This is a genomic window from Pseudomonas sp. IPO3747, from assembly GCF_013385245.1.
GTDB classification, from domain to species: domain Bacteria; phylum Pseudomonadota; class Gammaproteobacteria; order Pseudomonadales; family Pseudomonadaceae; genus Aquipseudomonas; species Aquipseudomonas edaphica.
On record NZ_JACAQL010000008.1, the window covers coordinates 191,350 to 217,974 of the forward strand.

26 protein-coding genes and 1 riboswitch are annotated in these 26,625 nt (G+C 60.1%); of the genes, 11 read left to right on the forward strand and 15 right to left on the reverse strand.

Annotated elements, in window-relative coordinates; all coding sequences use genetic code 11:
• The first annotated feature begins 176 nt into the window (after window positions 1–176).
• A complete protein-coding gene (locus HX790_RS12465) occupies window positions 177–629 on the forward strand; it encodes a GNAT family N-acetyltransferase (protein WP_176991613.1) in 453 nt (150 codons plus the stop codon).
• 103 nt (window positions 630–732) lie between these two features.
• Here HX790_RS12465 and HX790_RS12470 read toward each other — a convergent pair whose 3' ends face one another.
• From HX790_RS12470 to HX790_RS12480, 3 genes are read right to left on the reverse strand one after another with little or no spacing between them, the layout of a single operon-like run.
• Window positions 733–1,029, reverse strand: coding sequence for a helix-turn-helix domain-containing protein (locus HX790_RS12470; protein ID WP_017139388.1), 297 nt, complete (start codon window positions 1,027–1,029; stop codon window positions 733–735).
• An 18-nt stretch (window positions 1,030–1,047) separates the two neighbouring features.
• Window positions 1,048–1,548 (reverse strand): M48 family metallopeptidase, encoded by a 501-nt coding sequence (locus tag HX790_RS12475; RefSeq protein ID WP_017139389.1) that lies wholly within the window; start codon window positions 1,546–1,548, stop codon window positions 1,048–1,050.
• Window positions 1,549–1,591: 43 nt separating this feature from the next.
• The gene (locus tag HX790_RS12480; protein WP_176991614.1) at window positions 1,592–3,697 is read right to left on the reverse strand and encodes a bifunctional diguanylate cyclase/phosphodiesterase; all 2,106 of its coding nucleotides are present in this window, start codon (window positions 3,695–3,697) and stop codon (window positions 1,592–1,594) included.
• Between the two features lie 310 nt (window positions 3,698–4,007).
• On the opposite strand from HX790_RS12480, the gene HX790_RS12485 reads away from it, so the two are divergent.
• Window positions 4,008–4,673: a polysaccharide lyase family 7 protein gene (locus HX790_RS12485; protein WP_017139391.1), complete on the forward strand. Its 666-nt coding sequence runs from the start codon at window positions 4,008–4,010 to the stop codon at window positions 4,671–4,673.
• Between the two features lie 43 nt (window positions 4,674–4,716).
• Here HX790_RS12485 and HX790_RS12490 read toward each other — a convergent pair whose 3' ends face one another.
• Entirely contained in the window at window positions 4,717–5,118 is a 402-nt protein-coding gene (locus tag HX790_RS12490) for a hypothetical protein (RefSeq protein WP_176991615.1), read from the reverse strand.
• A gap of 659 nt (window positions 5,119–5,777) precedes the next feature.
• Between HX790_RS12490 and HX790_RS12500 the strand changes: the two genes are divergently transcribed.
• Window positions 5,778–6,065 (forward strand): hypothetical protein, encoded by a 288-nt coding sequence (locus HX790_RS12500; protein ID WP_017139393.1) that lies wholly within the window; start codon window positions 5,778–5,780, stop codon window positions 6,063–6,065.
• A 60-nt stretch (window positions 6,066–6,125) separates the two neighbouring features.
• Here the strand turns inward: HX790_RS12500 and fba are convergent, their stop codons facing one another.
• The 6 genes from fba to tkt all read right to left on the reverse strand — a co-directional run bounded on the left by fba (window position 6,126) and on the right by tkt (window position 12,510).
• Window positions 6,126–7,190 (reverse strand): class II fructose-bisphosphate aldolase, encoded by a 1,065-nt coding sequence (gene fba, locus HX790_RS12505; protein WP_003177554.1) that lies wholly within the window; start codon window positions 7,188–7,190, stop codon window positions 6,126–6,128.
• 292 nt (window positions 7,191–7,482) lie between these two features.
• Entirely contained in the window at window positions 7,483–7,818 is a 336-nt protein-coding gene (locus tag HX790_RS12510; protein WP_017139394.1) for an MliC family protein, read from the reverse strand.
• A gap of 62 nt (window positions 7,819–7,880) precedes the next feature.
• Window positions 7,881–8,108 carry a hypothetical protein gene (locus tag HX790_RS12515; RefSeq protein ID WP_056857743.1) on the reverse strand — a complete coding sequence of 76 codons (228 nt, stop codon included), beginning with the start codon at window positions 8,106–8,108 and terminating at the stop codon, window positions 7,881–7,883.
• Window positions 8,109–8,137: 29 nt separating this feature from the next.
• Window positions 8,138–9,301 carry a phosphoglycerate kinase gene (locus HX790_RS12520; RefSeq protein WP_099550363.1) on the reverse strand — a complete coding sequence of 388 codons (1,164 nt, stop codon included), beginning with the start codon at window positions 9,299–9,301 and terminating at the stop codon, window positions 8,138–8,140.
• Window positions 9,302–9,318: 17 nt separating this feature from the next.
• Complete coding sequence (gene epd, locus HX790_RS12525; protein WP_017139397.1) at window positions 9,319–10,374, reverse strand: erythrose-4-phosphate dehydrogenase; 1,056 nt, start codon at window positions 10,372–10,374, stop codon at window positions 9,319–9,321.
• Between the two features lie 138 nt (window positions 10,375–10,512).
• Entirely contained in the window at window positions 10,513–12,510 is a 1,998-nt protein-coding gene (gene tkt / locus HX790_RS12530) for a transketolase (RefSeq protein ID WP_017139398.1), read from the reverse strand.
• Window positions 12,511–12,769: 259 nt separating this feature from the next.
• Here tkt and HX790_RS12535 point away from each other — a divergent pair, with 259 nt between their 5' ends.
• The 5 genes from HX790_RS12535 (at window position 12,770) to HX790_RS12555 (ending at window position 17,761) form a co-directional block, all read left to right on the forward strand.
• The gene (locus tag HX790_RS12535; RefSeq protein ID WP_017139399.1) at window positions 12,770–13,765 is read left to right on the forward strand and encodes a metalloregulator ArsR/SmtB family transcription factor; all 996 of its coding nucleotides are present in this window, start codon (window positions 12,770–12,772) and stop codon (window positions 13,763–13,765) included.
• Between the two features lie 19 nt (window positions 13,766–13,784).
• The gene (gene metK / locus HX790_RS12540) at window positions 13,785–14,975 is read left to right on the forward strand and encodes a methionine adenosyltransferase (RefSeq protein WP_099550362.1); all 1,191 of its coding nucleotides are present in this window, start codon (window positions 13,785–13,787) and stop codon (window positions 14,973–14,975) included.
• 213 nt (window positions 14,976–15,188) lie between these two features.
• Window positions 15,189–15,536, forward strand: coding sequence for a hypothetical protein (locus tag HX790_RS12545; protein ID WP_176991616.1), 348 nt, complete (start codon window positions 15,189–15,191; stop codon window positions 15,534–15,536).
• A gap of 95 nt (window positions 15,537–15,631) precedes the next feature.
• Window positions 15,632–17,296: an NAD-dependent DNA ligase LigB gene (gene ligB, locus HX790_RS12550; RefSeq protein ID WP_099550361.1), complete on the forward strand. Its 1,665-nt coding sequence runs from the start codon at window positions 15,632–15,634 to the stop codon at window positions 17,294–17,296.
• Window positions 17,297–17,365: 69 nt separating this feature from the next.
• Window positions 17,366–17,761, forward strand: a complete 396-nt coding sequence (locus HX790_RS12555) for a DUF1090 domain-containing protein (RefSeq protein ID WP_017139403.1) — start codon at window positions 17,366–17,368, stop codon at window positions 17,759–17,761.
• Window positions 17,762–17,767: 6 nt separating this feature from the next.
• Here the strand turns inward: HX790_RS12555 and HX790_RS12560 are convergent, their stop codons facing one another.
• A complete protein-coding gene (locus HX790_RS12560) occupies window positions 17,768–18,217 on the reverse strand; it encodes a cytochrome c (protein WP_017139404.1) in 450 nt (149 codons plus the stop codon).
• A gap of 129 nt (window positions 18,218–18,346) precedes the next feature.
• Between HX790_RS12560 and HX790_RS12565 the strand changes: the two genes are divergently transcribed.
• Entirely contained in the window at window positions 18,347–19,534 is a 1,188-nt protein-coding gene (locus HX790_RS12565) for a murein transglycosylase A (RefSeq protein ID WP_176991617.1), read from the forward strand.
• 155 nt (window positions 19,535–19,689) lie between these two features.
• Here the strand turns inward: HX790_RS12565 and HX790_RS12570 are convergent, their stop codons facing one another.
• Window positions 19,690–20,076, reverse strand: a complete 387-nt coding sequence (locus HX790_RS12570) for an MAPEG family protein (protein ID WP_017139406.1) — start codon at window positions 20,074–20,076, stop codon at window positions 19,690–19,692.
• Window positions 20,077–20,268: 192 nt separating this feature from the next.
• Between HX790_RS12570 and HX790_RS12575 the strand changes: the two genes are divergently transcribed.
• Window positions 20,269–21,528 (forward strand): sodium:proton antiporter, encoded by a 1,260-nt coding sequence (locus HX790_RS12575; RefSeq protein WP_170036837.1) that lies wholly within the window; start codon window positions 20,269–20,271, stop codon window positions 21,526–21,528.
• A 42-nt stretch (window positions 21,529–21,570) separates the two neighbouring features.
• Here the strand turns inward: HX790_RS12575 and HX790_RS12580 are convergent, their stop codons facing one another.
• The 3 genes from HX790_RS12580 to HX790_RS12590 form a co-directional block, all read right to left on the reverse strand.
• A complete protein-coding gene (locus HX790_RS12580) occupies window positions 21,571–23,433 on the reverse strand; it encodes a DUF3857 domain-containing transglutaminase family protein (RefSeq protein ID WP_176991618.1) in 1,863 nt (620 codons plus the stop codon).
• Window positions 23,434–23,499: 66 nt separating this feature from the next.
• Window positions 23,500–24,384, reverse strand: a complete 885-nt coding sequence (locus HX790_RS12585) for a formate/nitrite transporter family protein (RefSeq protein WP_176991619.1) — start codon at window positions 24,382–24,384, stop codon at window positions 23,500–23,502.
• An 86-nt stretch (window positions 24,385–24,470) separates the two neighbouring features.
• Window positions 24,471–24,869 (reverse strand): acyl-CoA thioesterase, encoded by a 399-nt coding sequence (locus HX790_RS12590; RefSeq protein ID WP_017139410.1) that lies wholly within the window; start codon window positions 24,867–24,869, stop codon window positions 24,471–24,473.
• Between the two features lie 198 nt (window positions 24,870–25,067).
• A riboswitch (S-adenosyl-L-homocysteine riboswitch) is annotated at window positions 25,068–25,173 on the forward strand.
• 21 nt (window positions 25,174–25,194) lie between these two features.
• On the opposite strand from HX790_RS12590, the gene ahcY reads away from it, so the two are divergent.
• A complete protein-coding gene (gene ahcY / locus HX790_RS12595; RefSeq protein ID WP_017139412.1) occupies window positions 25,195–26,604 on the forward strand; it encodes an adenosylhomocysteinase in 1,410 nt (469 codons plus the stop codon).
• Window positions 26,605–26,625 lie beyond the last annotated feature (21 nt).

The window sequence follows — 26,625 nt, forward strand, 5'->3', positions numbered from 1 at the left end:
GCATTGGCCTGATAACAGTAGCTCATCAATGAGCCTGTATTGCAGATTACACAAAGAAGCCTGTGGCGATCGGACTGAATGATGGCAAATTGACGCCATTCACAAAAATGCTCAATTTAGACAGGACGGGCGGCGGCGCTTACTATCGGCCACAGACATTAATAAGGGAAAACGCCATGACGGTTGAATGGGTCTGCAAACATCACGAAGACCTCGGCAAAGAGCAGCTGTACACCATTATGCGTCTGCGCAATGAGGTGTTTGTCGTCGAGCAAAAATGCGTTTATCAAGACCTCGACGGGCAGGATCTTTCGGGCGATACCCACCACTTGATGGCCTGGCAAGATGACGTGCTGGTGGCCTACCTGCGCCTGCTGGACCCGGAATCCCAGGGCGGTGATGTGGTGATTGGCCGGGTGATCGTCGCGCCGGTGGCACGCGGTACCGGGCTGGCGCACCAGATGATGGAAGAAGCCCTCAAGCGCATTGAAGACATCTGGCCGCAGACGCCGATCTATCTGTCAGCCCAGGCGCATTTGCAGGGGTATTACGGCAAGTATGGGTTTGAAGTGGCGGGTGAGGAATACCTGGAGGATGACATTCCCCATATTGGTATGCGGCGCCAGTAAGGACGCCATCGCAGGCAAGCCAGCTCCCACACTTTGAATTGCGAATACTTCAAGTGTGGGAGCTGGCTTGCCTGCGATGAGGCCAGAGCTGCAAGCACCCGGTTCAGGGATAACCCAGCACCTGCTTGACCGCCGCAAGGTTCGCCTCGATCCAGCGCCGATCAATCGCACCCCAGCTACGAATCCGATAACGCCCTGCATGATTGCGCGCACCATCCTCCTGCTCAAACTCACACACAATATCCAGATCAGCCAACGCCGCAATCGTGTCCTGCGCCGTGCGCCGTGGCATCCCGGTGGCGTCGGTGAGTGCCGGCACGCTGCTGGCCTGGCCGCTGTCGATCAGGTAGGCCACATACAGGCGGCGGTAGAAACTGCTTTTGGTCTTGCTCACATCCATGCTCGACGCCTTTTGAAGTTAGGGCTTGCCCTGCAAGTCGCGATACGTGAGGTACACCCGCAGGTCGAACTCCACCTGATGGTAGCCCGGCATCATGTACTCACAGAGTTTATAGAACGCCTTGTTGTGGTCCGATTCCTTGAAGTGCGCCAGCTCGTGCACCACGATCATGCGCAGAAACTCCGGTGCGGCTTCCTTGAACAGCGCCGCAATGCGGATTTCTTTCTTGGCTTTGAGGTTGCCGCCCTGCACCCGTGAAATCGTGGTGTGCAGGCCCAGGGCGCGGTGGGTGAGGTCCAGGCGGTTGTCGAACAGCACTTTGTCGATGGCCGGCGCGTTGCGCAGGTGTTCCTGCTTCAACGCCAGGGCATAGCTGTATAACGCCTTGTCGCTCTGCACGCCGTGGCGCTCGGGGTAGCGTTGCTCCAGGTAGGCGCCCAATTGGTCCTTGGCGATCAATTGGCGCACTTGCTCCTGGAGCGCTGCGGGGTAGGCCTGGAGGTATTTCAGCGCGGTCATGGGGCTCTGCAACACGGTTCGAATGGCCGCCAGTGTAGCGAATTCACAGCAGACGAGGGTGGGACCAGGCAGCCACTTCCTCCGCCACCAACGGTTGGGCAGCCAACGGCCCCTGAATAAATGCGCAGCCATTGGCCTTGAGCCACGTTGACTGCTCGAGGGTTTCCACACCCTCGGCGATCACCAACACCTCAAAATGTGCGCATAACTGGATGATACTGCGCGCCATTGCCGCGTCCCGTACCGAGCCTGGCAGGCGCGCCACCAGTTGCGGGTCGAGCTTGAGCGTATCGAACTCCAGGTCCCGAAGGTGGGCCAGGGAGCATTGGCCCAGGCCGAAGTCATCCAAGGCAATGCGCACGCCAATCTGGCGCAATAACTTGAGCTGCTTATGGGTCTCTTCCAGGTTACTCATCAGGCTGTCTTCGCTGATTTCCACCTCCAGCTGGCGCCCCTGCAACCCATGTCGTTCAAGGACCTGCTGCAGTTGGCTGGCGAGGTTGGGCATATTGAACTGGCTGGCACTCAAGCTCACGCTCAGCACCAACTCTTGATCGAAGGTGGCTTGCCAGGCTTGGCGCTGGGCAGCGACTTGCTGGTAGATCCAGGCGCTCAACTGGCTGATCAGCCGCGCCTCTTCAAGCAGCGGCAAGAATAAGCCCGGCGGCACATCGCCGACGCTGGGGTGCTGCCAGCGCAGCAGCGCCTCGACACCGCGCAAGCGCCCGTCTTCCAACGAGACCTGGGGCTGGTAGACCAGGGTGAAGTCCTTGTTGTGAATCGCGGTGCGCACGCTGTCTTCCAGCATCAACCGCGAACGGGCGCGGCCGTTCATTTCCTGATCGTAATAGCGATATTGCTGACGGCCCGCGCGCTTGGCTTCGTACATGGCGATATCCGCCGCACGCAACAGGCCGCTCAGGTCGGAGCCGCAGTCCGGGAACGTCGCGATGCCGATGCTGACGCCGAGCATCACCTCCAAACCGTCCACTTGCTGGCACACAGACACTCTTTCGATCAGTTTTTCCGAAATCTTGGCGGCCTGCTCCGGGCACTCCAACTCCAGCAATGCGGTGAACTCATCCCCGCCCATACGCCCGAGAATGTCGCAGGAGCGCAAGCAGGCCTGCATCTGCTCCGAGACCCAGCGCAGCACGCGGTCACCCGCGTCGTGGCCCAACGAGTCATTGACCCGTTTGAAACCGTCCAGGTCCAGATACAGCAACACCAGCGACTGCTCGTTACGCTCGCTGCGCAGCAAGATGTTCTCCACCGCCTGGTGAAAGCCGCGCCGGTTCAACAGCCCCGTCAACGGATCGGTCACGGCCTGGAACTCCAACTGCTGGTGCAGATGGCGTACCTCGGACATGTCCAGCACGGTCACCACCATGGCCTTCTGCTCGGCGGGCAGCGGTGCACAGGACAACGCCACGGGCACCTGCTGACCACGGCCGGTGCGCAAAATCGCGTCGTGCTGACGCCACGTTTCACCCCGGCGGTATGCCTCGTACATCGGGAAACTCAACCACGCGGGCACATGGGGCTTTTGCAGGAAACTCAAGAAGCTCTCGCCCTGCAACTCGGCCATGGTGGCGTTCAGCAAGCGTGAAATAGCCGGGTTGGCGTACTCGATCACACTGCCCTCGCCCACCACCAACAGGCCTTCGGCGGCGTTGTCGAGCACCGAGGCGTTGAAGGCACGCGCCAACTCCAGGTCGTGGCTCAGGCGCTGCAAGGCACGGCGGTTGCGCTGCTGCTCCAGCAGAGCCTGAACCTTGGGCTTGAGCACCTGCGGGTCAAAGGGTTTGAACAGATAGTCGATCGCGCCGCTGGCATAGCCTTCCTGCACAGCGGCGGACGATTGGGCGTGGGCCGTGAGAAAGATAATCGGCGTCATGCGTGTGCGCTGGCTGCCACGCATCAGGCGTGCGACTTCAAAGCCATCCATGCCGGGCATGCGTACATCCAGCAAGACCAGGTCGACCTCGTGGGCAAGCAGCAACTCCAAGGCTTCCAGCCCGGAAGCGGCCGTGATCACGTGCCAGTCTTCACGCTGCAAAAGCGCACGCATGCTGATGAGGTTTTCCGGGTAGTCATCGACGACCAAAAGAACCGAACTGCCATCGCCGGGGTGTGGAGCGCAATCCATGCTACGTCTCTTCCTTGAGGGGCTGCACCGGTCACTTCTGCTACAAAAACCGGACAAACACTGAGGGCTCACTCTAGCCCCGCTTTAAAAAAAGCAGAAGTGACGTGGATGCCATCATTGCGCCAAAGCTCAGGAAGCCGACTAACGGTCAAGCCCTACAGCCCACGGCCTGTGGGAAACATGGCTTTTTGGCATTTAGCTGACGCCAATAATTTGCCACAAACTGTTTAACAACCGGACAACCACCGCCTATAAAGAACCTGTACAGCCCTCGGGCTAAAGCCTTCACCCTCTGTAAAAGGCCAACACCATGATCGACCTTTCCACCTGGAACCTCAGCATCCCGGTCGGCTCCCCGCCCACGACCATCGACACCCCCAAGCTGCTGAGCGGCTTCAAGGACCAGTACTTCCAGGCCGAAGGCAGCAACGTGCAATTCTGGACACCCGTGACCGGCACCCGCACCGAAAACGCCATCTACCCACGCAGCGAGTTACGCGAAACCTACGCCGATGGGCGCCTGCGCAACTGGACTTACAACGAAGCCAACAACTTCCTGCGCGCCACCGTGGCCGTCAACCAGGTGCCCTCCAGCGGCAAAGTGGTCATCGGCCAGATCCACGCGTATGACAGCCAGAAACCGCTGATCAAACTGGAGTATCAATTCAAGGAAAAAACCCAGACCGGCAACATCGTCGCCAAGGTGCGCATGCGCCCGGATGATGGTGAGGGGCGCGTGGTCACCGTCGCCTCCAATGTGCCACTCAACAAGAGCTTTACCTACGTGATCAACCTCAATAAAGCCGGGCTGCTCAATGTGTATGCCGCAGATGGCGAATGGAACGAGCGCATAGGCGCCGCGTGGGGTGCGAAACCGCTGTACTTCAAGGCAGGGGTGTATGTGCAGGACAACAGCGGCGACAGCAAGGAAGGCGCACGGGTGACGTTTGCCAAGTTGGATATTGATCACGAGTAGAGCGTGAAAGAAGCCCCGTTAGTAACGGGGCCTCTTAGTGGGTTTAATCAACGCACATCAGCATAAAGCCCATTGAAGAATCGCCGGCGGGTTTGTTATCACCCACCATGAGTGTCAATACATTAATGTAATTGATCGCCGGCAGCCCACCCAACTTGGCGTGACCATAGAAGATACGTTCATTAGAGTACACTTCCGTCACCGACACCGTACAGAAGCTCGGCACCTCTTTAAAAACACCGGCCACGAATCTAACTTTATACTCTGAAAAGTAGTCAGGTTGCGCAGTCAATTTTACTTCTTTAATCCACGTGGGCGATTGCGCATAGACCGTTCCCTTATCGTCAACAGACGCTGTATATACCCTGCCTTTCCCATAGACCGACGCAGCAGAGCCCACTGCCGTCAACGCTATGAAAATGCCAGCAACTTTAATAAAGTTCATTACCAATTCTCTCTCATCGAATACATTTTAAAGCCCAACCTTAAATGATTCGAAGGCGATAAAAAGGCACTTTCAATGGTGTACAAATAAAACAGAAAAACCATCAAGACACTGTGCGTTCTACTGACCGGCTTTAGGATGCTTCCGATCGCAAACAACTGTTGAGTCGCCACTATTCGTAGGCAAACTCCGACAAACACAAAGACTATTCCCTGATTACTACGACCTCTTAAACACACCACCGAACCCTGTGGGAGCCGGGCTTGCCCGCGATGGCGGTGTATCAGCCACCATCAGCAGTGCCTGACACACCGCCATCGCGGGCAAGCCCGGCTCCCACATTGGATCTCCATCGGTTCGGGGATCGAGGCTGGTCCTACACGACCGTTGCGGGCGGACAGATCGCCGCTTATAGTTCGCCCCGTCGCTGAGGACAGCGATAGGGTTTCGCAGCCCTAACGATACGTGTGTAACCGAGCATCATGAATGCAACGAGGAGCGCTTCTGCGCCCGACGTTTACTTTATGGTGGCTGTGTGTGGGAGACCTTCGGGTCTGCCGGGTTCCTCGTATCCTCGGTCTGCGAACCCGCACACAGCTACCACCCATTCGTTTCGCAGCGATCGGCGGTAGTCCTTCTAGATACGAGGAATATTCACCATGACCGACCCATTACCGCCCCGCCGCTTCTACCCCTGCACCGAATCCGCCACCGATTCACCCGTGCTCTTGATCGACAGCGCCGCCCCACTGCCCGACCTCCACGCCTGCCTGCGCGAACGCCTCAACGCCGCCCTCGAACACCTCAACCTGATGGCCTGCTCCAGCCTCCCGGACTTCGCCGAGCGCGACCTGAATAACGTGGCCAATACCGCACGTATTCTGGTGCAGGACGTGAGCGACGTGTTCCGCGTCATTGAGCACCGAGGTTTCGATACCGCTGCCTGATCAAATCCCGGCCACAAAAAAGCCCGCATCGCTGCGGGCTTCTTTTTAAACGCTTAAGGCTCAGTTCACCTTGGCGTTCAACTCACCTTTCAGGTAACGCTGGTACATCGCTTCCAACGAGATCGGCTTGATCTTCGAAGCATTACCGGCAGTACCAAACGCTTCGTAGCGAGCGATACATACATCACGCATGGCCGTTACGGTAGCGCCGAAGAATTTACGTGGGTCAAATTCGCTCGGGTTGGTAGCCATCAGGCGACGCATTGCGCCGGTGGACGCCAGGCGCAGGTCGGTGTCGATGTTGACCTTGCGCACGCCGTACTTGATGCCTTCGACGATTTCTTCAACCGGCACGCCGTAGGTTTCTTTGATGTCGCCGCCGTACTGGTTGATGATCGCCAACCATTCTTGCGGGACCGAGGAAGAGCCGTGCATCACCAGGTGGGTGTTAGGGATGCGTTTGTGGATTTCCTTGATGCGGTCGATAGCCAGCACGTCACCTGTAGGCGGCTTGGTGAACTTGTAGGCGCCGTGGCTGGTGCCGATGGCGATGGCCAGGGCGTCCACTTGGGTCTTTTTCACGAAGTCAGCGGCTTCTTCCGGGTCGGTCAGCATCTGGCTGTGATCCAGCACGCCTTCGGCGCCGATGCCGTCTTCTTCGCCGGCCATACCGGTTTCCAGGGAACCCAGGCAGCCCAGCTCGCCCTCAACCGACACCCCACAGGCGTGAGCCATGGCCACGGTTTGCTGGGTTACGCGCACGTTGTACTCGTAGTCGGTTGGGGTCTTGCCGTCTTCGCCCAGGGAGCCGTCCATCATTACCGAGCTGAAACCCAGTTGGATGGAGCGCTGGCACACGTCAGGGCTGGTGCCGTGGTCCTGGTGCATGCACACCGGGATGTGCGGGAATTCTTCGATCGCAGCGAGGATCAGGTGACGCAGGAACGGGGCGCCGGCGTATTTGCGCGCACCGGCCGAAGCCTGGACGATCACGGGGGAGTCGGTCTTGTCAGCGGCTTCCATGATGGCGCGCATCTGCTCAAGGTTGTTGACGTTAAAGGCTGGGACGCCGTAGCCGAACTCGGCTGCGTGGTCCAGCATTTGACGCATGCTGATAAGTGCCATTGTGTTGTCTCTCCCGGTCGAGGGTCGTTAATCGTGCAAGCCTGCCGTAGCGGCGGCTGCTATTCAAGTTATTGCAGATCAAGGGGTTAAGCTTGAGCTGCTGAATCGTTATTGCAGTGTCCGGTTCGCACATAAGTGACTTTGGAACCGGATCAATGTGGGAGCTGGCTTGATGTGGCGAGGGAGCTTGCTCCCGCTGGGCTGCGCAGCGGCCCCAAGTTTTCAGGAGCGCTTCGCACTCCAGCGGGAGCAAGCTCCCTCGCCACACAATCTGCTCTCCCATTCGATCTTCTTACTGGGCCTTACAGCCACGCCCAATCAAATCATCGGTGGCGACCCAGTAAACCAGGCCTTCCTCACCTTTTGTGTGAAACGCCAGCTGGCCGTCGCTGTACAGCACGCCCGAGGCGGCAACCTCTTGTTTAAGGCGATAAACCTGGTCCGAACCACCGAGGCGTACATCCACTTCGGAACGTGCCGCATTGGTAAAGTGCCAGTTGACCTCGGCCTTGCTGTCGCAGGTCCAGGTGGTCCATTTGTCTGCCGGTTCTGCGGCCTTGTTGAACATGTTCATGCTGCTGCAACCGGCCAACAAGGCCAGGGCTGCGAGGGCGAAAACGCCTTTCATTGCCACTCCTCGAACGACGACCCCAAGGGCCGCCACTGCTGTCGGTTAGTTGATCAGACCCGTCATGGGCAACCCTGTTCCTGACCGTTGGGCGCGGCGTCGTATTGTTCCAGCCGTTCATTGCCGATGCGCTTGTTGATCACCGGCATGGTTTCGGCCTGCCAGTCGGCCTGGTAGCAGCTTTTTTTCGGCGCAGCCCCAGGCGCTTGCGCCTCGGGCGCAGCGCTTGGCGTGCTGCCGCAGCCGGCCAACAGGCCCGCTGCGATCACCAGTGCCAACGACTTGATCATGGGAATGCTCCTTTTCCGGATCACGAGCCTTAACCTTTGGCTCGGGTTTCCAGCACTTCAACGGCCGGCAACACTTTGCCTTCGACGAACTCGAGGAATGCGCCGCCACCGGTAGAAATGTAGGAGATCTGGTCAGCAACGCCATATTTATCGATGGCCGCCAGGGTGTCACCACCACCGGCGATGGAGAATGCCGAGCTTTCGGCAATCGCCTTGGCCAGCACTTTGGTGCCGTTGCCGAACTGGTCGAACTCAAACACACCGACCGGGCCGTTCCACAGAATGGTCTGGGAGGCTTTCAGCAGTTGCGCAAAGTTAGCCGCCGTTTGCGGGCCGATATCCAGGATCATGTCGTCAGCCGCCACGTCAGCAATCAGCTTGACGGTGGCTTCGGCGCTTTCCGCGAATTCCTTGGCAACCACCACGTCCACCGGCAGCGGCACGCTGACTTTGGCGGCGATGGCGCGGGCAGTGTCGAGCAGGTCTGGCTCATACAGCGATTTGCCCACCGGGTGCCCGGCTGCGGCCAGGAAGGTGTTGGCGATGCCGCCGCCGACGATCAGCTGGTTGCAGATCTGGCTGAGGCTGTTGAGCACGTCCAGCTTGGTCGACACTTTGGAGCCGGCCACGATGGCAGCCATCGGTTGTGCCGGAGCACCCAGCGCCTTGCCCAATGCATCCAGCTCAGCAGCCAGCAATGGGCCAGCCGCGGCAACTTTAGCGAACTTGGCCACGCCGTGGGTCGAGCCTTCGGCGCGGTGCGCGGTGCCGAAAGCGTCCATCACAAACACGTCGCACAGGGCCGCGTATTGCTGGGCCAGTTCGTCGCTGTTCTTTTTCTCGCCTTTGTTAAAGCGCACGTTTTCGAACAGCACGATATCGCCAGGCGCAACAGAGACGCCGCCCAGGTAGTCGGCTACCAGCGGCACGTCGCGGCCCAGGGCCTTGCTCAGGTAGTCGGCTACAGGCTTGAGGCTGTTTTCGGCGCTGAACTCACCTTCGGTCGGGCGACCCAGGTGGGAGCAGACCATCACGGCCGCGCCTTTTTCCAGGGCCAGCTTGATGGTCGGCAGCGAGGCCAGGATTCGCGCATCGCTGGTGACAACACCGTCCTTGACTGGGACGTTGAGGTCTTCGCGAATCAGTACGCGCTTACCTTGCAGATCGAGGTCGGTCATCTTCAACACGGTCATGGGTCGCAGTTCCTGAATTACTGTTGAGGTTGTTTAGAAGCGATGTGCAGATAGTGCTCTGCCACATCCAGCATGCGGTTGGCAAAACCCCATTCGTTGTCGAACCACGCCAGGATGTTCACCAGCCTGGGGCCGGAAACACGGGTCTGGCTGGCATCGACAATCGCCGAATGCGGGTCATGGTTGAAATCACAACTGGCGTGCGGCAACTCGGTGTAGGCCAGCAGGCCTTTGAGCGGGCCGCTGGTGGCGGCGTCGCGCAAGATCCGGTTGACCTCCGTCGCGTCAGTGTCGCTGACGGTTTGCATGGTGATGTCCAGACAGGACACATTCACCGTCGGCACCCGTACGGCTTTGGCCTGGATTCGCCCGGCAAGTTCCGGCAACAGTCGCTCGATGCCACGGGCCAGGCCGGTAGACACCGGAATCACCGACTGGAACGCCGAGCGCGTGCGGCGCAGGTCTTCATGATGATAGGCGTCGATCACCGGCTGGTCGTTCATCGCCGAGTGAATCGTGGTGATCGACACATAATCGATGCCGATCGCCTGATCCAGCAGGCGCAACAGCGGCACGCTGCAGTTGGTGGTGCAGGAGGCGTTGGACACCAGCAGTTCATCGCCGGTCAGGCAATCCTGGTTGATACCGTAGACGATGGTGGCGTCCACATCCGCCTCGCTGGCCATCGGCTGGGAAAACAGCACACGCGGTGCGCCGGCGTCGAGAAAACGCTGACCGTCGGCACGGGTGTGGTAGACACCGGAACATTCCAGCACCAGGTCAACGCCCAGTGCTTTCCAGTCGATGCCTTCGGGGGTGGCACTGCGCAAGACCTTCACGCAGGTGCCATTAATATGCAGACAATCGCCCTCGACCCGCACTTCGCCGGGGAAGCGGCCGTGGGTGGAGTCAAAGCGTGTCAGGTATTCGATGCTGGCCATGTCAGCCAAATCGTTGATCGCCACAATTTCAAACCCGGCCGCCGCCCCTCGCTCGAACAGAGCACGCAAGACGCAACGACCAATGCGGCCGTAGCCGTTGAGTGCAACTTTGTAGGGACGCGGTTGAGGCATGGGGTTCTCGATCAAGGTGAGTTCGGTGCTGAATGTTCTGACGCCATCGCGGGCAAGCCCGCTCCCACATTAGACCGTGATCCAAATGTGGGAGCGGGCTTGCCCGCGATGGCGCCAGTACAGACAACGCAGACTGACTTAGTCTTCCAGCAGCTCTTCAGCCTGACCCAGGATGTTTTCCAGGGTGAAACCGAATTCTTCGAACAACGCTGGCGCCGGCGCCGACTCACCGTAGGTGGTCATGCCGATCACGCGGCCTTCCAGGCCCACGTACTTGTACCAGTAGTCGGCGTGCGCCGCTTCGATGGCGATACGCGCGCTGACCTGCAACGGCAATACCGATTGCTTGTAGTCGGCATCCTGGGCTTCAAACAGGCTGGTGCACGGCATGGACACCACGCGAACGTTGCGGCCCTGCTCGGTCAGCTTGTCGTAGGCTTGAACAGTCAGGCCGACTTCGGAACCGGTGGAGATCAGGATCAACTCCGGCTCGCCGATGCAGTCTTTGAGCACATAACCGCCACGGCTAATGTTGGCGATCTGCGCGTCGGTACGCACTTGGTGTTGCAGGTTCTGACGCGAGAAGATCAGCGCCGAAGGGCCGTCCTTACGCTCGATAGCGTGCTTCCAGGCCACGGCCGATTCCACGGCGTCGGCTGGGCGCCAGCAATCCAGGTTCGGCGTGGTACGCAGGCTGGTCAGTTGCTCGACCGGCTGGTGCGTCGGGCCGTCTTCGCCCAGGCCGATGGAGTCGTGGGTGTACACATGGATCACCCGCTTCTTCATCAGCGCGGCCATACGTACGGCGTTACGCGCGTATTCCATGAACATCAGGAAGGTCGCGCCGTAAGGCACCAGGCCGCCGTGCAGGGACACGCCGTTCATGATGGCGCTCATGCCGAACTCGCGAACGCCGTAGTACATGTAGTTGCCGCTGGCGTCTTCGGCCGAGACACCTTTGCAACCTTTCCACAGGGTCAGGTTGGAACCGGCCAGGTCAGCCGAACCGCCGAGGATCTCAGGCAGCAATGGGCCAAAGGCGTTCAGGGTGTTCTGGCTGGCTTTACGGCTGGCGATGGTCTCGCCCTTGGCCGCGACTTCAGCGATGTAGGCCGAGGCTTTTTCCGAGAAGTCGGCAGGCAGGTCACCGGCCAGGCGGCGCACCAGCTCGTTGGCCAATTCCGGGAATTCGGCGGAGTAGGCAGCAAAACGCTGGTCCCACTCGGCTTCGGCGGCCAGGCCTTTTTCCTTGGCGCTCCACTCGGCGTAGATGTCAGCCGGGATTTCGAACGGGCCATGGTTCCACTTCAGCGCTTCACGAGCCAAGGCGATTTCCGCGTCACCCAGTGGGGCGCCGTGGCAGTCTTCTTTACCTTGCTTGTTCGGCGAGCCGAAACCGATGATGGTCTTGCAGCAGATCAGGGTCGGCTGCTCGCTCTTGCGCGCGGTGTCGATGGCGGTCTTGATCTCTTCCGGATCGTGACCGTCAACGTTGCGGATCACCTGCCAGTTGTAGGCTTCGAAACGCTTTGGCGTGTCGTCGGTGAACCAGCCTTCGACTTCGCCGTCGATGGAGATGCCGTTGTCATCGTAGAAGGCAATCAGCTTGCCCAGGCCCAGGGTGCCGGCCAGGGAAGCGACTTCGTGGGAAATACCTTCCATCATGCAGCCATCACCCAGGAACACGTAGGTGTGGTGGTCGACAATGTTGTGGCCAGGGCGGTTGAACTGCGCGCCCAATACTTTTTCCGCCAGCGCAAAACCCACGGCGTTGGCCAGGCCCTGGCCCAGCGGGCCAGTGGTGGTCTCGACGCCTGGGGTGTAGCCGAATTCCGGGTGGCCCGGGGTGCGGCTGTGCAGCTGGCGGAAGCTCTTGAGGTCATCGATGGTGACGTCGTAGCCGGTCAGGTGCAGCAGCGAGTAGATCAGCATCGAGCCGTGGCCGTTGGACAGCACGAACCGGTCACGGTCAGCGAACGACGGGTTGCTTGGGTTGTGCTTCAGGTAGTCACGCCAAAGTACCTCGGCGATATCCGCCATGCCCATCGGGGCACCGGGATGGCCGCTGTTGGCTTTTTGCACGGCATCCATGCTGAGGGCACGAATGGCGTTGGCACGCTCACGACGGCTGGGCATCGCTGATCTCCTGGAGTTTGAGTAGAAGAAACGGAAAAAAGGACCGGCATTTTCCCTCAGCCACCGCCTGCGGGCAATGACAGATAGTCACTTGTAGGTGTTTTTCCTGCGGTTTACCCGGCATTGGCTTGCAGAAACAGCCCACCGGTTCGTCTAAAGGTTATAGCGGCTGCTTATAACTACCGATTATCGACCAATATCAAAACTTTTTGATATTGGCCTTGCGGGGATTTCCACCCGTCACTAGACTGCTGGCCTTATGAACCTACCCGTGCCCTCCCTGCGTCCCGACGACGGCGATGAGCTGGCTGCCTTATGCAAGGCCGCTGGTGATCCGTTGCGCCTGAACGTGTTGCGCGCACTGGCCAACGACTCTTTTGGGGTGCTGGAACTGGCGCAGATCTTCGCCATCGGCCAATCCGGCATGAGCCACCACCTCAAGGTGCTGGCCCAGGCCGAGCTGGTGGCTACGCGCCGCGAAGGCAATGCGATTTTCTATCGCCGCGCCCTGCCCCACACCGAGCTGCTCGGCGGCAAGCTGCACGCTGCCCTGCTCGAAGAGGTAGACAGTTTGGGCCTGCCCAGCGATGTGCAGTCGCGCATCAGCCAGGTCCACGGGCAACGCGCCGCCGCCAGTCAGGACTTTTTCTCACGGGTAGCCGAGAAGTTTCGCGCCCAACAGGACTTGATCGCCGGTTTGCCCCAATACCGCGAAAGCGTACTGGCGCTGTTGGACAAGCTGAGCTTCAGTGATGAGGCGACGGCGTTGGAAGTTGGCCCCGGCGACGGTGGCTTCCTGCCGGAACTGGCACGTCGCTTCAAGCAGGTGACCGCGCTCGACAACAGCCCGGCGATGCTTGAACTGGCGCGCCAGCTGTGCGAGCGCGAAGCGCTGGGCAACGTCAGCCTGCAGTTGGCCGACGCGTTGAATGACACCAGCCTGCTGGCCGATTGCGTGGTGCTGAACATGGTCTTGCACCATTTTGCGGCCCCCGCCGAAGCCCTCAAGCAGATGGCGAATTTGCTGCAACCGGGCGGCAGCCTGCTGGTCACAGATTTATGCAGCCACAACCAGAATTGGGCCAAGGAGGCCTGCGGTGATCTCTGGTTGGGTTTTGAACAGGACGATCTGGCCCGTTGGGCCACCGCTGCGGGACTCGTTCCCGGGGAAAGCCTCTATGTAGGTTTACGTAATGGTTTCCAGATCCAGGTCCGCCACTTTCAGCGACCGACTGGCGACACTCACCATCGGTAAATATCAGGAAAACATCGAGATGAGCGAATACTCCCTTTTCACCTCCGAGTCCGTGTCTGAAGGGCATCCGGACAAAATCGCCGACCAGATTTCTGACGCGGTGCTGGACGCCATCATTGCTGAAGACAAGTTCGCCCGCGTGGCGTGCGAGACTCTGGTGAAAACGGGCGTGGCGATCATCGCCGGTGAAGTCACCACCACGGCCTGGGTCGACCTGGAGCAGATCGTTCGTGACGTGATCACCGACATTGGCTACAACAGCTCCGACGTCGGCTTCGACGGCGCGACCTGCGGCGTGATGAACATCATCGGCAAGCAGTCCCCCGACATCAACCAGGGTGTGGACCGCGCCAAGCCTGAAGATCAGGGCGCCGGCGACCAGGGCCTGATGTTCGGCTACGCCAGCAACGAAACCGACGTGCTGATGCCGGCACCGATCACCTTCTCGCACCAGTTGGTACAGCGCCAGGCGCAAGCACGTAAATCCGGCGTGCTGCCATGGCTGCGTCCAGACGCCAAGTCCCAGGTCACCTGCCGTTACGAAGGCGGCAAAGTGGTGGGCATCGACGCCGTTGTACTGTCGACCCAACACAACCCGGACGTGTCCTACGCCGACCTGCGTGAAGGCGTGATGGAGCTGATCGTCAAGCACGTGCTGCCTGCCGAACTGCTGACCAAAGACACTCAGTTCCACATCAACCCGACCGGCCAGTTCATCATCGGCGGCCCGGTGGGTGACTGCGGCCTGACCGGTCGCAAGATCATCGTCGATAGCTACGGCGGCATGGCCCGTCATGGCGGTGGTGCGTTCTCGGGTAAAGACCCCTCCAAGGTTGACCGCTCGGCGGCCTACGCCGGTCGTTACGTGGCCAAGAACATCGTCGCGGCCGGCCTGGCCGAGCGTTGCGAAATCCAGGTTTCCTACGCGATCGGTGTAGCCCAGCCTACGTCGATCTCGCTGAATACCTTCGGCACCGGCAAGATCAGCGATGACAAGATCGTCAAGCTGGTGCGTGAGATCTTCGACCTGCGCCCTTACGCAATCACCACCATGCTCGACCTGCTGCACCCGATGTACCAGGACACTGCAGCCTATGGCCACTTCGGTCGTACCCCTGCGCAGAAGACTGTCGGCGACGACACCTTCACCACCTTCACCTGGGAAAAAACCGACCGCGCCAACGACCTGCGCACTGCCGCCGGCCTGTAAGCACGCGTTGCACCAAAAGCCCCGCCGGGTTCGCCCGACGGGGCTTTTTATTGTCTGCGTGATGACTTTCGTATTTTTTGGATCCAATGCTTGCAGGCCAAATAATGGCCCTCTAGAATCCGCGCCCTCTCGGGCCTCTCACCTTATTTGGATATTGCCTTGCGCCAGCCCGGGATAGACCAGCGCGCAAGCAATCGAACATTGAGGTTTTTCATGCGCATTTCCACGCTCGCTCCTGCCGCCCTGCTGTTCTGCCTGTTCGCCCTGCCGGCCCATGCCGTCGACCTGAGTGCATTAGGTGGCGCCTTGAGCACTCAGCTAGGCGGCAAAACCGGCGACTGTCAGCAGCAAGCCAAAGACCTGCAAGCCAAGATCGATGCGGCGCAAGCCAAGAACGACCTGCTGAGCGTCCAGGCGTTTAAAGCGGCTCAGGAGCAGCTCAACAAAGGTTGTAACAAACTGGCAGAATCCCAGGCCAAGGTCGATGCCAAGCAACAAACACAGGAAGCCAAGATGGAAAAGAACGATGCCGTGAAGGCGTTGGGCGGCCTGTTCAAGTAACTGGTAACACCCGGTAAAAAGCCCCGCACTGCCGGGGCTTTTTTGTGGCCGCCTGGATCACTTAGGCTGAGCGTCCCTTCCGAGCAAGGATGCTCATGATGCATTTACTGATTGCCCTTCTACTCAGCGCCCTGGCGTTTCCAGCCTGGGCCGAAGACTGCCCCGAAGAGGCACGCTCACAGGTCGGCACCCTGGCTGAACAGCTCAAGCTCTGGGATGACAGTTACCACCGGCTCGGTCAGTCCCCGGTCAGCGACGAGCTGTACGACCAGGCCCGACAGCGCCTGGCGCGGTGGCAGGCCTGTTTTGCGCAAACGCAGTCGACGGCTGATAACCCGCTGGCAGGTGCACGCGGTACGCAGCCTCATCCAGTCGCTCATACCGGCCTGGAAAAGCTGGTGGATGAAGGGGCCGTGGGTGAGTGGCTCAAGACACGCCAGGACGTCTGGATCCAGCCCAAGGTCGACGGCGTTGCGGTGACGCTGGTGTATCGCAAAGGCCGCCTGAGCCAGCTCATCAGCCGTGGCGACGGCCTGCTCGGTCAGGACTGGACAGCCGCCGCGCGCAAGATCCAGGGCATTGTCCAGCAACTGCCAGAGCCCATCGACCTGGTGCTGCAAGGCGAACTCTATTGGCGTCTTGACGATCATGTGCAGTCCGAACACGGCGGGCTCAGTGCCCGCAGCAAAGTGGCGGGGCTGATGAATCGCCGACAGTTAAGCGATGCCGAGGCCTCCAGGATCGGGCTATTCGTCTGGGCCTGGCCCGACGGCCCGACAGACTTCAGCACGCGCCTGGCCACCCTGGCGCGCTGGGGGTTCACCGATAGCCGCCGCTACAGCCATCCCGTGCAAAACCTCACTGAAGCCGCGCACTGGCGCAGGTACTGGTACAACCATCCGCTGCCCTTTGCCAGCGATGGCGTGGTGCTGCACCAGGCCCGGCACGCACCTGCCAAGCGCTGGCAGGTCAGCGCGCCGTATTGGGCGGTCGCCTGGAAATACCCGATAACCAGGGCTTTGGCGCTGGTACGCAAGGTGCAGTTCAAGATCGGCCGCACGGGGCGTATCACGCCCATTCTGGAACTGGAGTCGGTGCGACTGGACGACCGGCAAATCCGCCGCGTCAGCGTCGGCTCCTTGAAACACTGGCATGCACTGGATATCCGCCCCGGCGATCAGGTCTCCATCAGCCTTGCCGGCCAAGTGATTCCTCGGTTGGAGCAAGTGATCCTGCGCAACGAGACCAGGGTGGCGGTGCAAGTACCGGATGCGCGCAACTTCCACGCCTTGAGTTGTTGGCAACTGGACCCTGGCTGCGAAGAGCAATTGCTCGCGCGCCTGACCTGGCTGAGCAGCAACCAGGGACTGGCCCTGCCTTATATGGGCCGCGAGACCTGGAACGCATTGATCCAGGCCGGTCTAATCGCAGGCATTCTCGATTGGTTAACCCTGGATGCGGCAGAGCTTGCTAACATTGACGGCTTCGGTGATCGCCGCCGTGCCCGGGTGCTCGACAGCCTGCAAAGCGCGCGGCAACGGCCCTTTGCACAATGGCTAAAAGCCCTGGGCGTACCGCCTTCGGCGCGCAACGATCTGGAGGGTGGCTGGCAGGCCCTGGCCGCCAAAGACACGCAAGCCTGGCTGGCCACCGACGGCATTGGCCCGGGCCGCGCGGCGCAATTGAGCGCTTTTTTTCGCGACCCGCAAGTACAAGCGTTAGCTGAAACATTACGCGTGGCTGGAATTGACGGGTTTTAAGCCCAACCCGGCCACTTTTACTCCCGGCAGAATTCACCCTGCCATCCGATTGCGACCTTGGAGCCTCACATGAAATTTCTAGCCCCACTTGCCTTGTTGGCCACCGTAAGCCTGGCGAGCATGCCGCTGCTGGCCGCCGAAGAAGTGCCGGAACTCACCGGCTGCGCCGCCAAGCGCCAGGCCATCAGCGCACAAATCGAACAAGCCAAAACCCATGGCAACAGCGAACAACAAGCCGGCCTGGAAAAAGCCCTGAGCGAAGTCACCGCCCACTGCACCGATGCGTCCTTGCGCAAAGAACGCGAGAACAAAGTGCTCGACGCCAAGCACGAAGTCACCCGCCGTCAGGCGGACCTCGACAAGGCGATGAAAAAAGGCGATGCCGACAAGATCAACAAACGCAAAGACAAGCTGGCTCAGTCGCGCAAAGAACTGCAGGAGGCTGTCGACGAACTCGACAAATAAAACCGGTCAGTGGTCGCGAAACTGTTTATGGCAGGCCGTGCAGGCATCTTCGACTTTCTGCACCGCAGGCCCCAGGTTGCTGGCCTTGTAGGGCTGCACCTGGCTTGCGATTACCAATTCACCGGTAGCCGTTTCAAGGTTTCGGGCCAGCTCCTGGAAGCGTGCCTGCTGTTGCCACACAGTATCCTTGGCGCTGGTGTGATCTTCCTCACGCACACTCGGGAAATGCTTCCACGGTTCGTGGGACAACGCATCGAGCTTGACCGCGCCTTCGGCGAACTTCGCGCCGTCGAACGGGATACGCCCACGCAGCATGCCGCCCAGGTCTTCGCCGGTCTTGAGCATCTGTTTGAAGATGGCCTTGCGTTGGCCCAGCGGCGAATTAGGATCGACACCGCCGCAGGCGGACAAGGTCAGGCAGGCCAGCAATACCACGGTCAGTTTTTTAAAAGTCATGATGGCTTCAGGGTCACGGGAAACGGCGGCCAGTATCCTCGCCCCGCCCGCAAAGACCAATAGCCCTATTAATAATAAGGGTTGCCTGAATGCGCTGCGGCGCAGGCAACCGCTTCAGGAATTACGTGTATGAATGTCACCTTGAAACGCTGGAGCCGCCGAATGGTGTGGGCTCTGCCGATGGTTGCGCTGCTGGCCGGTTGCGATGGCGGCAAAGACACCGGCAAAAAAGATGAAGCGGCCAAGCCCCATGCCGTCGCCACCTATGTCAGTGCACCGTGGGAAGCGCTGCCGGCGGTTTCCGACAGCGACCTGCTGGCCGGGTTTGAATCCTGGCGCAGTGCCTGCCAGCGCCTAAAAGCTGATCCGGTGTGGGGCGCAACCTGTGCCGCCGCCGCCACCGTACCGGGCGATGCCGTAGCCGTGCGCGGTTTTCTCAAGGAGCGCCTGGATGTGTTCGGCCTGCGCTCGGCCGACAACACACCCAATGGCCTGATCACCGGCTACTACGAGCCGGTCTACCCCGGCAGCCTGACCGAAACCGCCACCGCCCATGTGCCGGTGTACGGCGCGCCGGACGACCTGATCATCGTCAACCTGGAAAGCATCTACCCGGAACTCAAGGGCAAGCGCCTGCGCGGCCGCCTCGAGGGCCGTGTACTCAAGCCGTATGACGACGCCAGCACCATCAACGGCCAAGGCTCCACTGCCAAGCCGATTGCCTGGCTGACCAACCCGATGGACCTGCAATTCCTGCAGATTCAAGGCTCGGGGCGTATTCAACTGGCCGGTGGGCGCCAATTGCGCGTGGGCTATGGCGACCAGAATGGTTACCCGTACCGCCCGATCGGCCGCTGGCTGGTGGAGCAAGGCGAACTGAAAAAAGAAGACGTGACCATGGGCGCCATCAGCGCCTGGGCCAAGGCCAACCCGCAGCGCATTCCGCAATTGTTGGCGAGCAACCCCAGCTACGTGTTTTTCAGCGCCCGCCCGGACAGCAACGAAGGCCCGCGCGGCTCACTGAATGTGCCGCTGACGGCGGGTTACAGCGTGGCGGTAGACCGCAAGGTGATTCCGCTGGGCAGCCTGTTGTGGCTGTCGACCACCAAACCCGATGGCTCGCCCATCGCACGGCCCGTCGCCGCGCAGGACACCGGCGGCGCGATCACCGGCGAAGTGCGCGCAGACTTGTTCTGGGGCACCGGTGACGCGGCGGGTGAGCTGGCGGGGAATATGAAGCAGCAGGGGCAGATCTGGATGCTGTGGCCCAAGGGCGCGGCGTTGCCCCACGTGCCGGATGCGCCAGCTGGCACCTGAATAACGCTGAAGATCACATGTGGGAGCTGGCCTGTGTGGGAGCTGGCTTGCCTGCGATAGCATCACCGCGGTGTAACTGACATACCGAGGTGCCCGAATCGCAGGCAAGCCAGCTCCCACACAAGCCAGCTCCCACAGGGGATTACGTCAAACCTCTAGATCGACACAAAAAAGAAACTCGCAATCAACGCCATCCCCACCGCCCACACCAGCGAACGCAGCATCGCCCAGTCGGCCAGGTAGCAAATGATGTACAGCAGCCGACTGGTGATAAACAGCACCGCCAGTACATTGATGGTCACCAGCGACGCCGTACCGGCCAGGTGCGCGATGATTACCGCCGCTGCAAACGCAGGCGTCACTTCAAAGCTGTTGAGCTGGGCATTGTGGGCGCGCTTGGCGACGCCTTCGACGGTATCCAGGAAGGCACGCGGGTCGTGGTTCTGCCGCGGGCCGAACTTGCCACCGCTGAACTTGGCCACCCCCGTGCACAGGTAAGGCAGGAATATTGCGATCAACACACACCAGAAAGCGGCCGTCATGATGGATTCCTTTTTTTGTTTTAAATAGAAATTAGAGTTTTAGCACTATCACTGCAAAATCGCACTCACCGGCTATGAACCGAAGCACGCCGAAAGGTTCTATCGCGCTTTTAGCCCGTGCCTTGAAACATCCCGCCGCTGTTGCGGTCCATCCCAGCAATAACGACCTTCCCTCACTTCCAAGGACCTCGGATGCTTGAACTTGTCGCCGCCTTTATTTGCCTTACCACCCTGCTCACCTATGTGAACTACCGATTTATCGGGCTGCCGCCCACCATCGGTGTGATGGTCACGGCCCTGGTGTTCTCCCTGATTTTGCAAGGCCTGAGCCTTATCGGCTACCCAGGCCTCGAAGAACGTATCCAGCAGTTAATCGGCCAGATCGACTTCGGCGACTTGCTGATGAACTGGATGCTGTCATTCCTGCTGTTCGCCGGCGCCTTGCACGTCAACCTCAACGACCTGCGCAGCTATCGCTGGCCCATCGGCTTGCTGGCGACCTTCGGCGTATTGATCGCCACCGTGGTCATCGGCAGCCTGGCGTATTACATCTTTGCCCTGTTCGGCTGGCACGTCAGCTTCCTCTACTGCCTGCTGTTCGGTGCACTGATTTCGCCCACCGACCCGATTGCGGTGTTGGGCGTGCTGCGAACCGCCAACGCCTCCAAACCACTGAAAACCACCATCGTCGGCGAATCGCTGTTCAACGACGGCACCGCAGTGGTGGTGTTTACCGTACTGCTGGGCATCGCACAGCTGGGCGAAACACCGACCGTCGGCGCCACGGCCATGCTGTTCGCCCATGAAGCGATTGGCGGCGTGCTGTTCGGCGGGCTGATCGGCTACCTGGTGTACCTGATGATCAAGAGCATCGAGCAGCATCAGATCGAAGTGATGCTGACTCTGGCGCTGGTGATCGGCGGCTCGGCAATGGCGACCGAACTGCACGTTTCGGCGCCGATTGCGATGGTGGTGGCCGGGCTGATCATCGGCAACTTGGGGCGCAAGCTGGCCATGAACGACATGACCCGCCGCTACCTCGACGGCTTCTGGGAGTTGCTCGATGACATGCTCAACGCCCTGCTGTTTGCACTGATCGGCATGGAGCTGCTGCTGTTGCCGTTCAACTGGCTGCACGTACTGGCCGCCAGCTTGCTGGCCGTGGCGATCCTGGCCTCACGCCTGCTGACCGTGGCCCCGGCGATCCTGTTGCTGCGCCGCTGGCGCACGGTGCCACGCGGCACTATCCGCATTCTCACCTGGGGTGGTTTGCGCGGTGGCGTCTCGGTAGCACTGGCGCTGGCCCTGCCGCTTGGCCCGGAACGCGACTTGCTGTTGAGCATCACCTACATCGTGGTGCTGTCGTCGATCCTGTTGCAGGGTTTGAGCATCGGCAAGCTGGTCAAGCATGTGACCAAAGATGAGCCTGCACCGCCAACCGAGGCTCACTGATTGAGGCCGGCGGCGGATTCATTTCGCCGCCGGCGCCTGCGATCAATGGGCCTGCACGATGATCTGGCTCTTGAGGTCATTGAACATCGCCTCGATCATCGGCTGCATGCTCTTGAACCACTCAGGGCTGCACACCGCTTCGGGGTGGTTAAAGGCAAGCGTGCGGGAAACCAGCACGGTATTGCCGCTGCGCTCATAACTGGCGTCGTAGGTTACATCCGCGCCCTTGAGCGAAACGGTCTTGGGCAGCGCCAGAATAGTCAACGATGCGGGGAACTCGAAGCGGGCCTTTTCAACGCTCTCGCCGGCAAAGCAGGTGAAGTTCTGCACCCGCTTCTTTTCTACCGACAGGACCTGCACATCCTGGGCGATATAGCTTCCCAGGCGACTGAGTGCCGGTACACCGATCGGCCCAGGCACGTTGACGAGGTTTTCCGTGCGCCCGGCCAACGTGGTGTTGAAGCCGGACGCAGTACCTTCCAGCGCATCTGTTTGCAGGGTGCCGTTGCCCGCCTGGCCTGAGCTGCGCAGCATTTTCTGGATCATCTGATCACGCTCCGCCGGCTGCTGAGACCTGATCCAAAAACGCGTCGCTTCGGTACGCCAACCCTCGGCGAGGGACGTTTGCGTAAAGTCTGCCGCGCCCTTGTCATCGACCTTGAACACCAACTCACTCGATAGCTTGCTCGGTTGAGTGGCCGGGGTACGTGCCAACTCGCCAGTACGCGTCAACAACACCGGCTTGTCCAAGTCCTGCAGTGGCAAGTAACCGGCAGCGATGAAACTGGCGGTGGAGTCCAGGTAGAGGTCCAGGCTTGGCACATAGGTGATCGCATGGTTGAGCACGCGTAACGCCGCCACCTTGGGCAAAACATAGGCATTGCCGGCGTTGATCAACACCGGTGAGCTGTCGATGCCAACGGCCTTGAGCATGGCTTCCAGCAGGGCCACATGGTCCTTGCAGTCGCCGTAACGGTTGTCCAGCACCGATTGCGCCGGGTGCGGCACCACGCCGCCGGCGTCGATGTACACCGCCACATAACGGATGTTCTTGCGCACCCAATCGCTGAGCACCAGGGCCTTGGCCCGAGGCGTTGGCTGGTCGGCGGTGAGCCTGTGCGCCAATTCGGTGATTTGCGGTGTGACCTCAACCTTGGCACGTGCCTCGTAAGCCCTGGCCAGGTCTTTGTAGGTTGCAAAGGTCGAAACAGCGAGGAGTTGGCCATAGTCGGTGTAGGCCACCGCGCCTTGTTCAGGCCGGGTTTTGTCGACCGGCACGTAGTCCCATCGGTACACCTTACGCCCAACCGCTGCGGCCGAAGTGGAGGCTTTGAAACCCCGGGCCTCGGCGTACAAAGGCTTGTCGGCCGGCAAGTCGTAGATCAGGGAGTAATCCAGCGTGGGGCTCAAGCTCGCCGTGGAGAAGTCGGTAAACTCGCCAGGAAACAGCGCCGTGTGGCGTATTCGCTTGTAACGCAAGCTCAGACGATCACCCACTGCCACCTCAGGAAAAATCACCACCTTGACCCGCGAATCCTGAAACATCGGAGCATTGGCCGAGGCCTGCTCCTGTTGCTCCCTGATCTGCGGCGCGGTGACCATTACCCTGCGCCCATCGGGCTTGAGCGTGAACGCCTCGATAATCTCCAGGCTATCCAATGAGCGGTTATAACTGACCGCTTGCTGGGCACTGGATCTGATGGCCCGCTCTTCGTTGATCAGCACGACCTTATCGGCATCCACCACATAGCTGCCGTCGGTATTGATCACGTAGCGCTGAGTTTGCTTTTCGATGGTCACGGAGCGATCCGCAGCATCATCCTTGGCCTGTGCCACGCCGAAAACGCCCACCGCCAATACCAGCGTGCACCAACTGCGCCCCCGCAAAAAAGGGAAAGTCCGCATAAAGATCCTTCTTTCATGAATGGAAAACCGCGCAGCGACTTTGCCATTCATTTATGACGAATCAGCTTACTCGTCCTTGTTCACCCGCTGGGGATGGCGCGGGTCTGCGGGCTTGCCCGGCAAGCTGCTCTCACTGCGAATCTGCGCATGGCTGATCAGCGCAAAAATGAAACTGCCGCCGATGATATTGCCTGCCAGGGTCGGCCCGGCGAACACCAGCCAGAAGTCCTTCCACGGCAGTTCGCCGGCAAACACCAGGTACGACACTTCCGCCGAACCGACGACGATGTGGGTGAAGTCCCCCAGCGCCATCAGGTAAGTGATCAGGATGATGATGAACATCTTCGCGCTTTCCATGGACGGGATCATCCACACCATGGTGGCGATCATCCAGCCGGAAATAATGCCCTTGGCGAACATCTGGCCGGGGTCGTTTTCCATGACCTTGCGGCCGATTTCGAGAAAGGCCATGTCGGTCTTAGTGTCGAAGATCGGCAGGTGCAGCATCACGTAGGCCACCAGCAAGGTGCCGCACAGGTTGCCCACCAGCACCACCGTCCACAACCGCAACAGGCGGCCGGCATTGGCCAGCGTCGGCTTGCTCATCACCGGCAGCACGGCGGTCAGGGTGTTTTCGGTGAACAGTTGCTGGCGCGCCAGGATCACCGCAAGAAAGCCCGCGCAATAACCAAAGCTGGCGATCACCTTGAAGCCTTCGCCATCCGGCAGGCGCGAGTTGAGCAGGCCCATGCCCATCAGCGACAGGCCCATGGTCAGGCCCGCCGCCAACGCCGACCACCACAACGCAGCCACATTGCGCTCCAGTTCCTGGTCGCCCTGAGTGCGGATGATTTCGTGCAGAACCGCCGCGCGGGGCGGCTGGTTCTCGTCGACGTCCTGTTGCTCTTCCTGCGACAGGTTGGGGGTTTTGCCGTCTGTTTGAGTCGCCATGGGTGTACCTGAACAGGTGGGTGTTGTTCAGGTACGACCTGTCGCCAGCCGCCAGCGTTCAATGCCCGCCGCCGCTGGGTTCGCAGTTACTCGGTTTCGTCTTTGAACTGGTCTTTGACGTACCTGATTTCTGTACGCCCGTGCGGTGCCGGCAAACCATCTTCGCCCAGGTTGACGAACACCATTTTCTCTACGGTGAGGATACTTTTGCGGGTGATCTTGTTGCGCACTTCACAGGTCAGGGTGATCGAGGTGCGGCCGAACTCGGTGGCGGTGATGCCCAGTTCGATGATGTCACCCTGGCGCGAGGCACTGACGAAGTTGATTTCGGAGATGTACTTGGTCACCACGCGTTGGTTGCCCAGTTGAACAATCGCGTAGATCGCCGCTTCTTCGTCGATCCAGCGCAGCAGGCTGCCGCCGAACAGGGTGCCGTTGGGGTTGAGGTCTTCGGGTTTTACCCATTTGCGGGTGTGGAAGTTCATGGTCACTCCAAAGCGTCTTGCCGAATGATGGGCAACATCATGGCAGAGCCCGCGCCCAAGCTCTATGCACCATTGCCTATCATGCCCATGCACGATCTGCATGTGGCCGACAGAAAGGCTTGGGAAGTGCCGCGCACACGGCTATAATCGCCACCGCTTCAAAACGGTCATCTTCGATTGATACCGTTCTCCCGCCACCTGTCCGAGGGGCGCTGCAGCAGGTTCAACCTGTCAGGCTCGGATGGGGCGTTGTTCGGCCTGGTTAGCCAGCTGGATACTAAACGCACAACGGCGCCCATTCGCACACTACGAATGGAGGCTCTTCATGAGCGCTGTAATCACGCCTGCAGGTTTTACCGACTACAAAGTCGCCGACATGTCCCTCGCTGCCTGGGGCCGTCGCGAAACCTTTATCGCCGAATCCGAAATGCCAGCCCTGATGGGCCTGCGCCGCAAGTACGCCGCTGAGCAGCCGCTCAAAGGCGCGAAGATCCTCGGCTGCATCCACATGACCATTCAGACTGCCGTGCTGATCGAAACCCTGGTTGCACTGGGCGCCGAAGTACGTTGGTCGTCCTGCAACATTTTCTCGACTCAGGACCAGGCCGCTGCTGCTATCGCCGCTGCCGGTATCGCGGTTTACGCCTGGAAAGGCGAGACCGAAGAAGAGTACGAGTGGTGCCTGGAGCAAACCATCCTCAAAGATGGCGCGCCATGGGATGCCAACATGATCCTCGACGACGGCGGCGACCTGACCGAGCTGCTGCACAAGAAATACCCGCAGATTCTGGACCGCGTTCACGGTGTGACCGAAGAAACCACCACTGGCGTACACCGCCTGCTGGACATGCTGGCCAAGGGCGAGCTGAAAATCCCGGCCATCAACGTCAATGACTCGGTGACCAAGAGCAAGAACGACAACAAGTACGGCTGCCGTCACAGCCTCAACGATGCCATCAAGCGCGGCACCGACCACCTGCTGTCGGGCAAGCAAGCCCTGGTAATCGGCTACGGCGACGTGGGCAAGGGTTCGTCCCAGTCTCTGCGTCAGGAAGGCATGATCGTTAAAGTCTCCGAAGTTGACCCGATCTGCGCCATGCAAGCGTGCATGGACGGTTTCGAAGTGGTTTCGCCGTTCATCAACGGCCAGAACGACGGCACCGAAGCGAGCATCGACAAAGCCCTGCTGGGCAAGATCGACCTGATCGTGACCACCACCGGTAACGTGAATGTTTGCGACGCAAACATGCTCAAAGCCCTGAAGAAGCGCGCTGTAGTCTGCAACATCGGCCACTTCGACAACGAAATCGACACCGCTTTCATGCGCAAGAACTGGGCATGGGAAGAAGTGAAGCCGCAGGTACACAAGGTTCACCGTACCGGCGCTGGCGATTTCGACCCGCAGAACGACGACTACCTGATCCTGCTGGCTGAAGGCCGCCTGGTTAACCTGGGCAACGCCACCGGCCACCCAAGCCGCATCATGGATGGCTCGTTCGCCAACCAGGTCCTGGCGCAGATCTTCCTGTTCGGCCAGAAGTACGCCGACCTGTCGCCGGCCCAGAAAGCCGAGCGTCTGACCGTGGAAGTACTGCCGAAGAAACTCGACGAAGAAGTGGCCCTGGAAATGGTCCGCGGCTTCGGCGGCGTGGTGACTCAACTGACCAAGACCCAGGCCGACTACATCGGCGTGACCGTCGAAGGTCCGTTCAAGCCGCACGCTTACCGTTACTGATCGGCCCAGTGCCAGCTGCCA

What these genes read in the sequence shown, in the direction of transcription:
- HX790_RS12465 (WP_176991613.1), top strand. Translation starts at nt 177, where the DNA reads ATGACGGTTGAATGGGTCTGCAAACATCACGAAGACCTCGGCAAAGAG.
- HX790_RS12470 (WP_017139388.1), bottom strand. Translation starts at nt 1,029, where the DNA reads ATGGATGTGAGCAAGACCAAAAGCAGTTTCTACCGCCGCCTGTATGTG.
- HX790_RS12475 (WP_017139389.1), bottom strand. Translation starts at nt 1,548, where the DNA reads ATGACCGCGCTGAAATACCTCCAGGCCTACCCCGCAGCGCTCCAGGAG.
- HX790_RS12480 (WP_176991614.1), bottom strand. Translation starts at nt 3,697, where the DNA reads ATGGATTGCGCTCCACACCCCGGCGATGGCAGTTCGGTTCTTTTGGTC.
- HX790_RS12485 (WP_017139391.1), top strand. Translation starts at nt 4,008, where the DNA reads ATGATCGACCTTTCCACCTGGAACCTCAGCATCCCGGTCGGCTCCCCG.
- HX790_RS12490 (WP_176991615.1), bottom strand. Translation starts at nt 5,118, where the DNA reads ATGAACTTTATTAAAGTTGCTGGCATTTTCATAGCGTTGACGGCAGTG.
- HX790_RS12500 (WP_017139393.1), top strand. Translation starts at nt 5,778, where the DNA reads ATGACCGACCCATTACCGCCCCGCCGCTTCTACCCCTGCACCGAATCC.
- fba (WP_003177554.1), bottom strand. Translation starts at nt 7,190, where the DNA reads ATGGCACTTATCAGCATGCGTCAAATGCTGGACCACGCAGCCGAGTTC.
- HX790_RS12510 (WP_017139394.1), bottom strand. Translation starts at nt 7,818, where the DNA reads ATGAAAGGCGTTTTCGCCCTCGCAGCCCTGGCCTTGTTGGCCGGTTGC.
- HX790_RS12515 (WP_056857743.1), bottom strand. Translation starts at nt 8,108, where the DNA reads ATGATCAAGTCGTTGGCACTGGTGATCGCAGCGGGCCTGTTGGCCGGC.
- HX790_RS12520 (WP_099550363.1), bottom strand. Translation starts at nt 9,301, where the DNA reads ATGACCGTGTTGAAGATGACCGACCTCGATCTGCAAGGTAAGCGCGTA.
- epd (WP_017139397.1), bottom strand. Translation starts at nt 10,374, where the DNA reads ATGCCTCAACCGCGTCCCTACAAAGTTGCACTCAACGGCTACGGCCGC.
- tkt (WP_017139398.1), bottom strand. Translation starts at nt 12,510, where the DNA reads ATGCCCAGCCGTCGTGAGCGTGCCAACGCCATTCGTGCCCTCAGCATG.
- HX790_RS12535 (WP_017139399.1), top strand. Translation starts at nt 12,770, where the DNA reads ATGAACCTACCCGTGCCCTCCCTGCGTCCCGACGACGGCGATGAGCTG.
- metK (WP_099550362.1), top strand. Translation starts at nt 13,785, where the DNA reads ATGAGCGAATACTCCCTTTTCACCTCCGAGTCCGTGTCTGAAGGGCAT.
- HX790_RS12545 (WP_176991616.1), top strand. Translation starts at nt 15,189, where the DNA reads ATGCGCATTTCCACGCTCGCTCCTGCCGCCCTGCTGTTCTGCCTGTTC.
- ligB (WP_099550361.1), top strand. Translation starts at nt 15,632, where the DNA reads ATGATGCATTTACTGATTGCCCTTCTACTCAGCGCCCTGGCGTTTCCA.
- HX790_RS12555 (WP_017139403.1), top strand. Translation starts at nt 17,366, where the DNA reads ATGAAATTTCTAGCCCCACTTGCCTTGTTGGCCACCGTAAGCCTGGCG.
- HX790_RS12560 (WP_017139404.1), bottom strand. Translation starts at nt 18,217, where the DNA reads ATGACTTTTAAAAAACTGACCGTGGTATTGCTGGCCTGCCTGACCTTG.
- HX790_RS12565 (WP_176991617.1), top strand. Translation starts at nt 18,347, where the DNA reads ATGAATGTCACCTTGAAACGCTGGAGCCGCCGAATGGTGTGGGCTCTG.
- HX790_RS12570 (WP_017139406.1), bottom strand. Translation starts at nt 20,076, where the DNA reads ATGACGGCCGCTTTCTGGTGTGTGTTGATCGCAATATTCCTGCCTTAC.
- HX790_RS12575 (WP_170036837.1), top strand. Translation starts at nt 20,269, where the DNA reads ATGCTTGAACTTGTCGCCGCCTTTATTTGCCTTACCACCCTGCTCACC.
- HX790_RS12580 (WP_176991618.1), bottom strand. Translation starts at nt 23,433, where the DNA reads ATGCGGACTTTCCCTTTTTTGCGGGGGCGCAGTTGGTGCACGCTGGTA.
- HX790_RS12585 (WP_176991619.1), bottom strand. Translation starts at nt 24,384, where the DNA reads ATGGCGACTCAAACAGACGGCAAAACCCCCAACCTGTCGCAGGAAGAG.
- HX790_RS12590 (WP_017139410.1), bottom strand. Translation starts at nt 24,869, where the DNA reads ATGAACTTCCACACCCGCAAATGGGTAAAACCCGAAGACCTCAACCCC.
- ahcY (WP_017139412.1), top strand. Translation starts at nt 25,195, where the DNA reads ATGAGCGCTGTAATCACGCCTGCAGGTTTTACCGACTACAAAGTCGCC.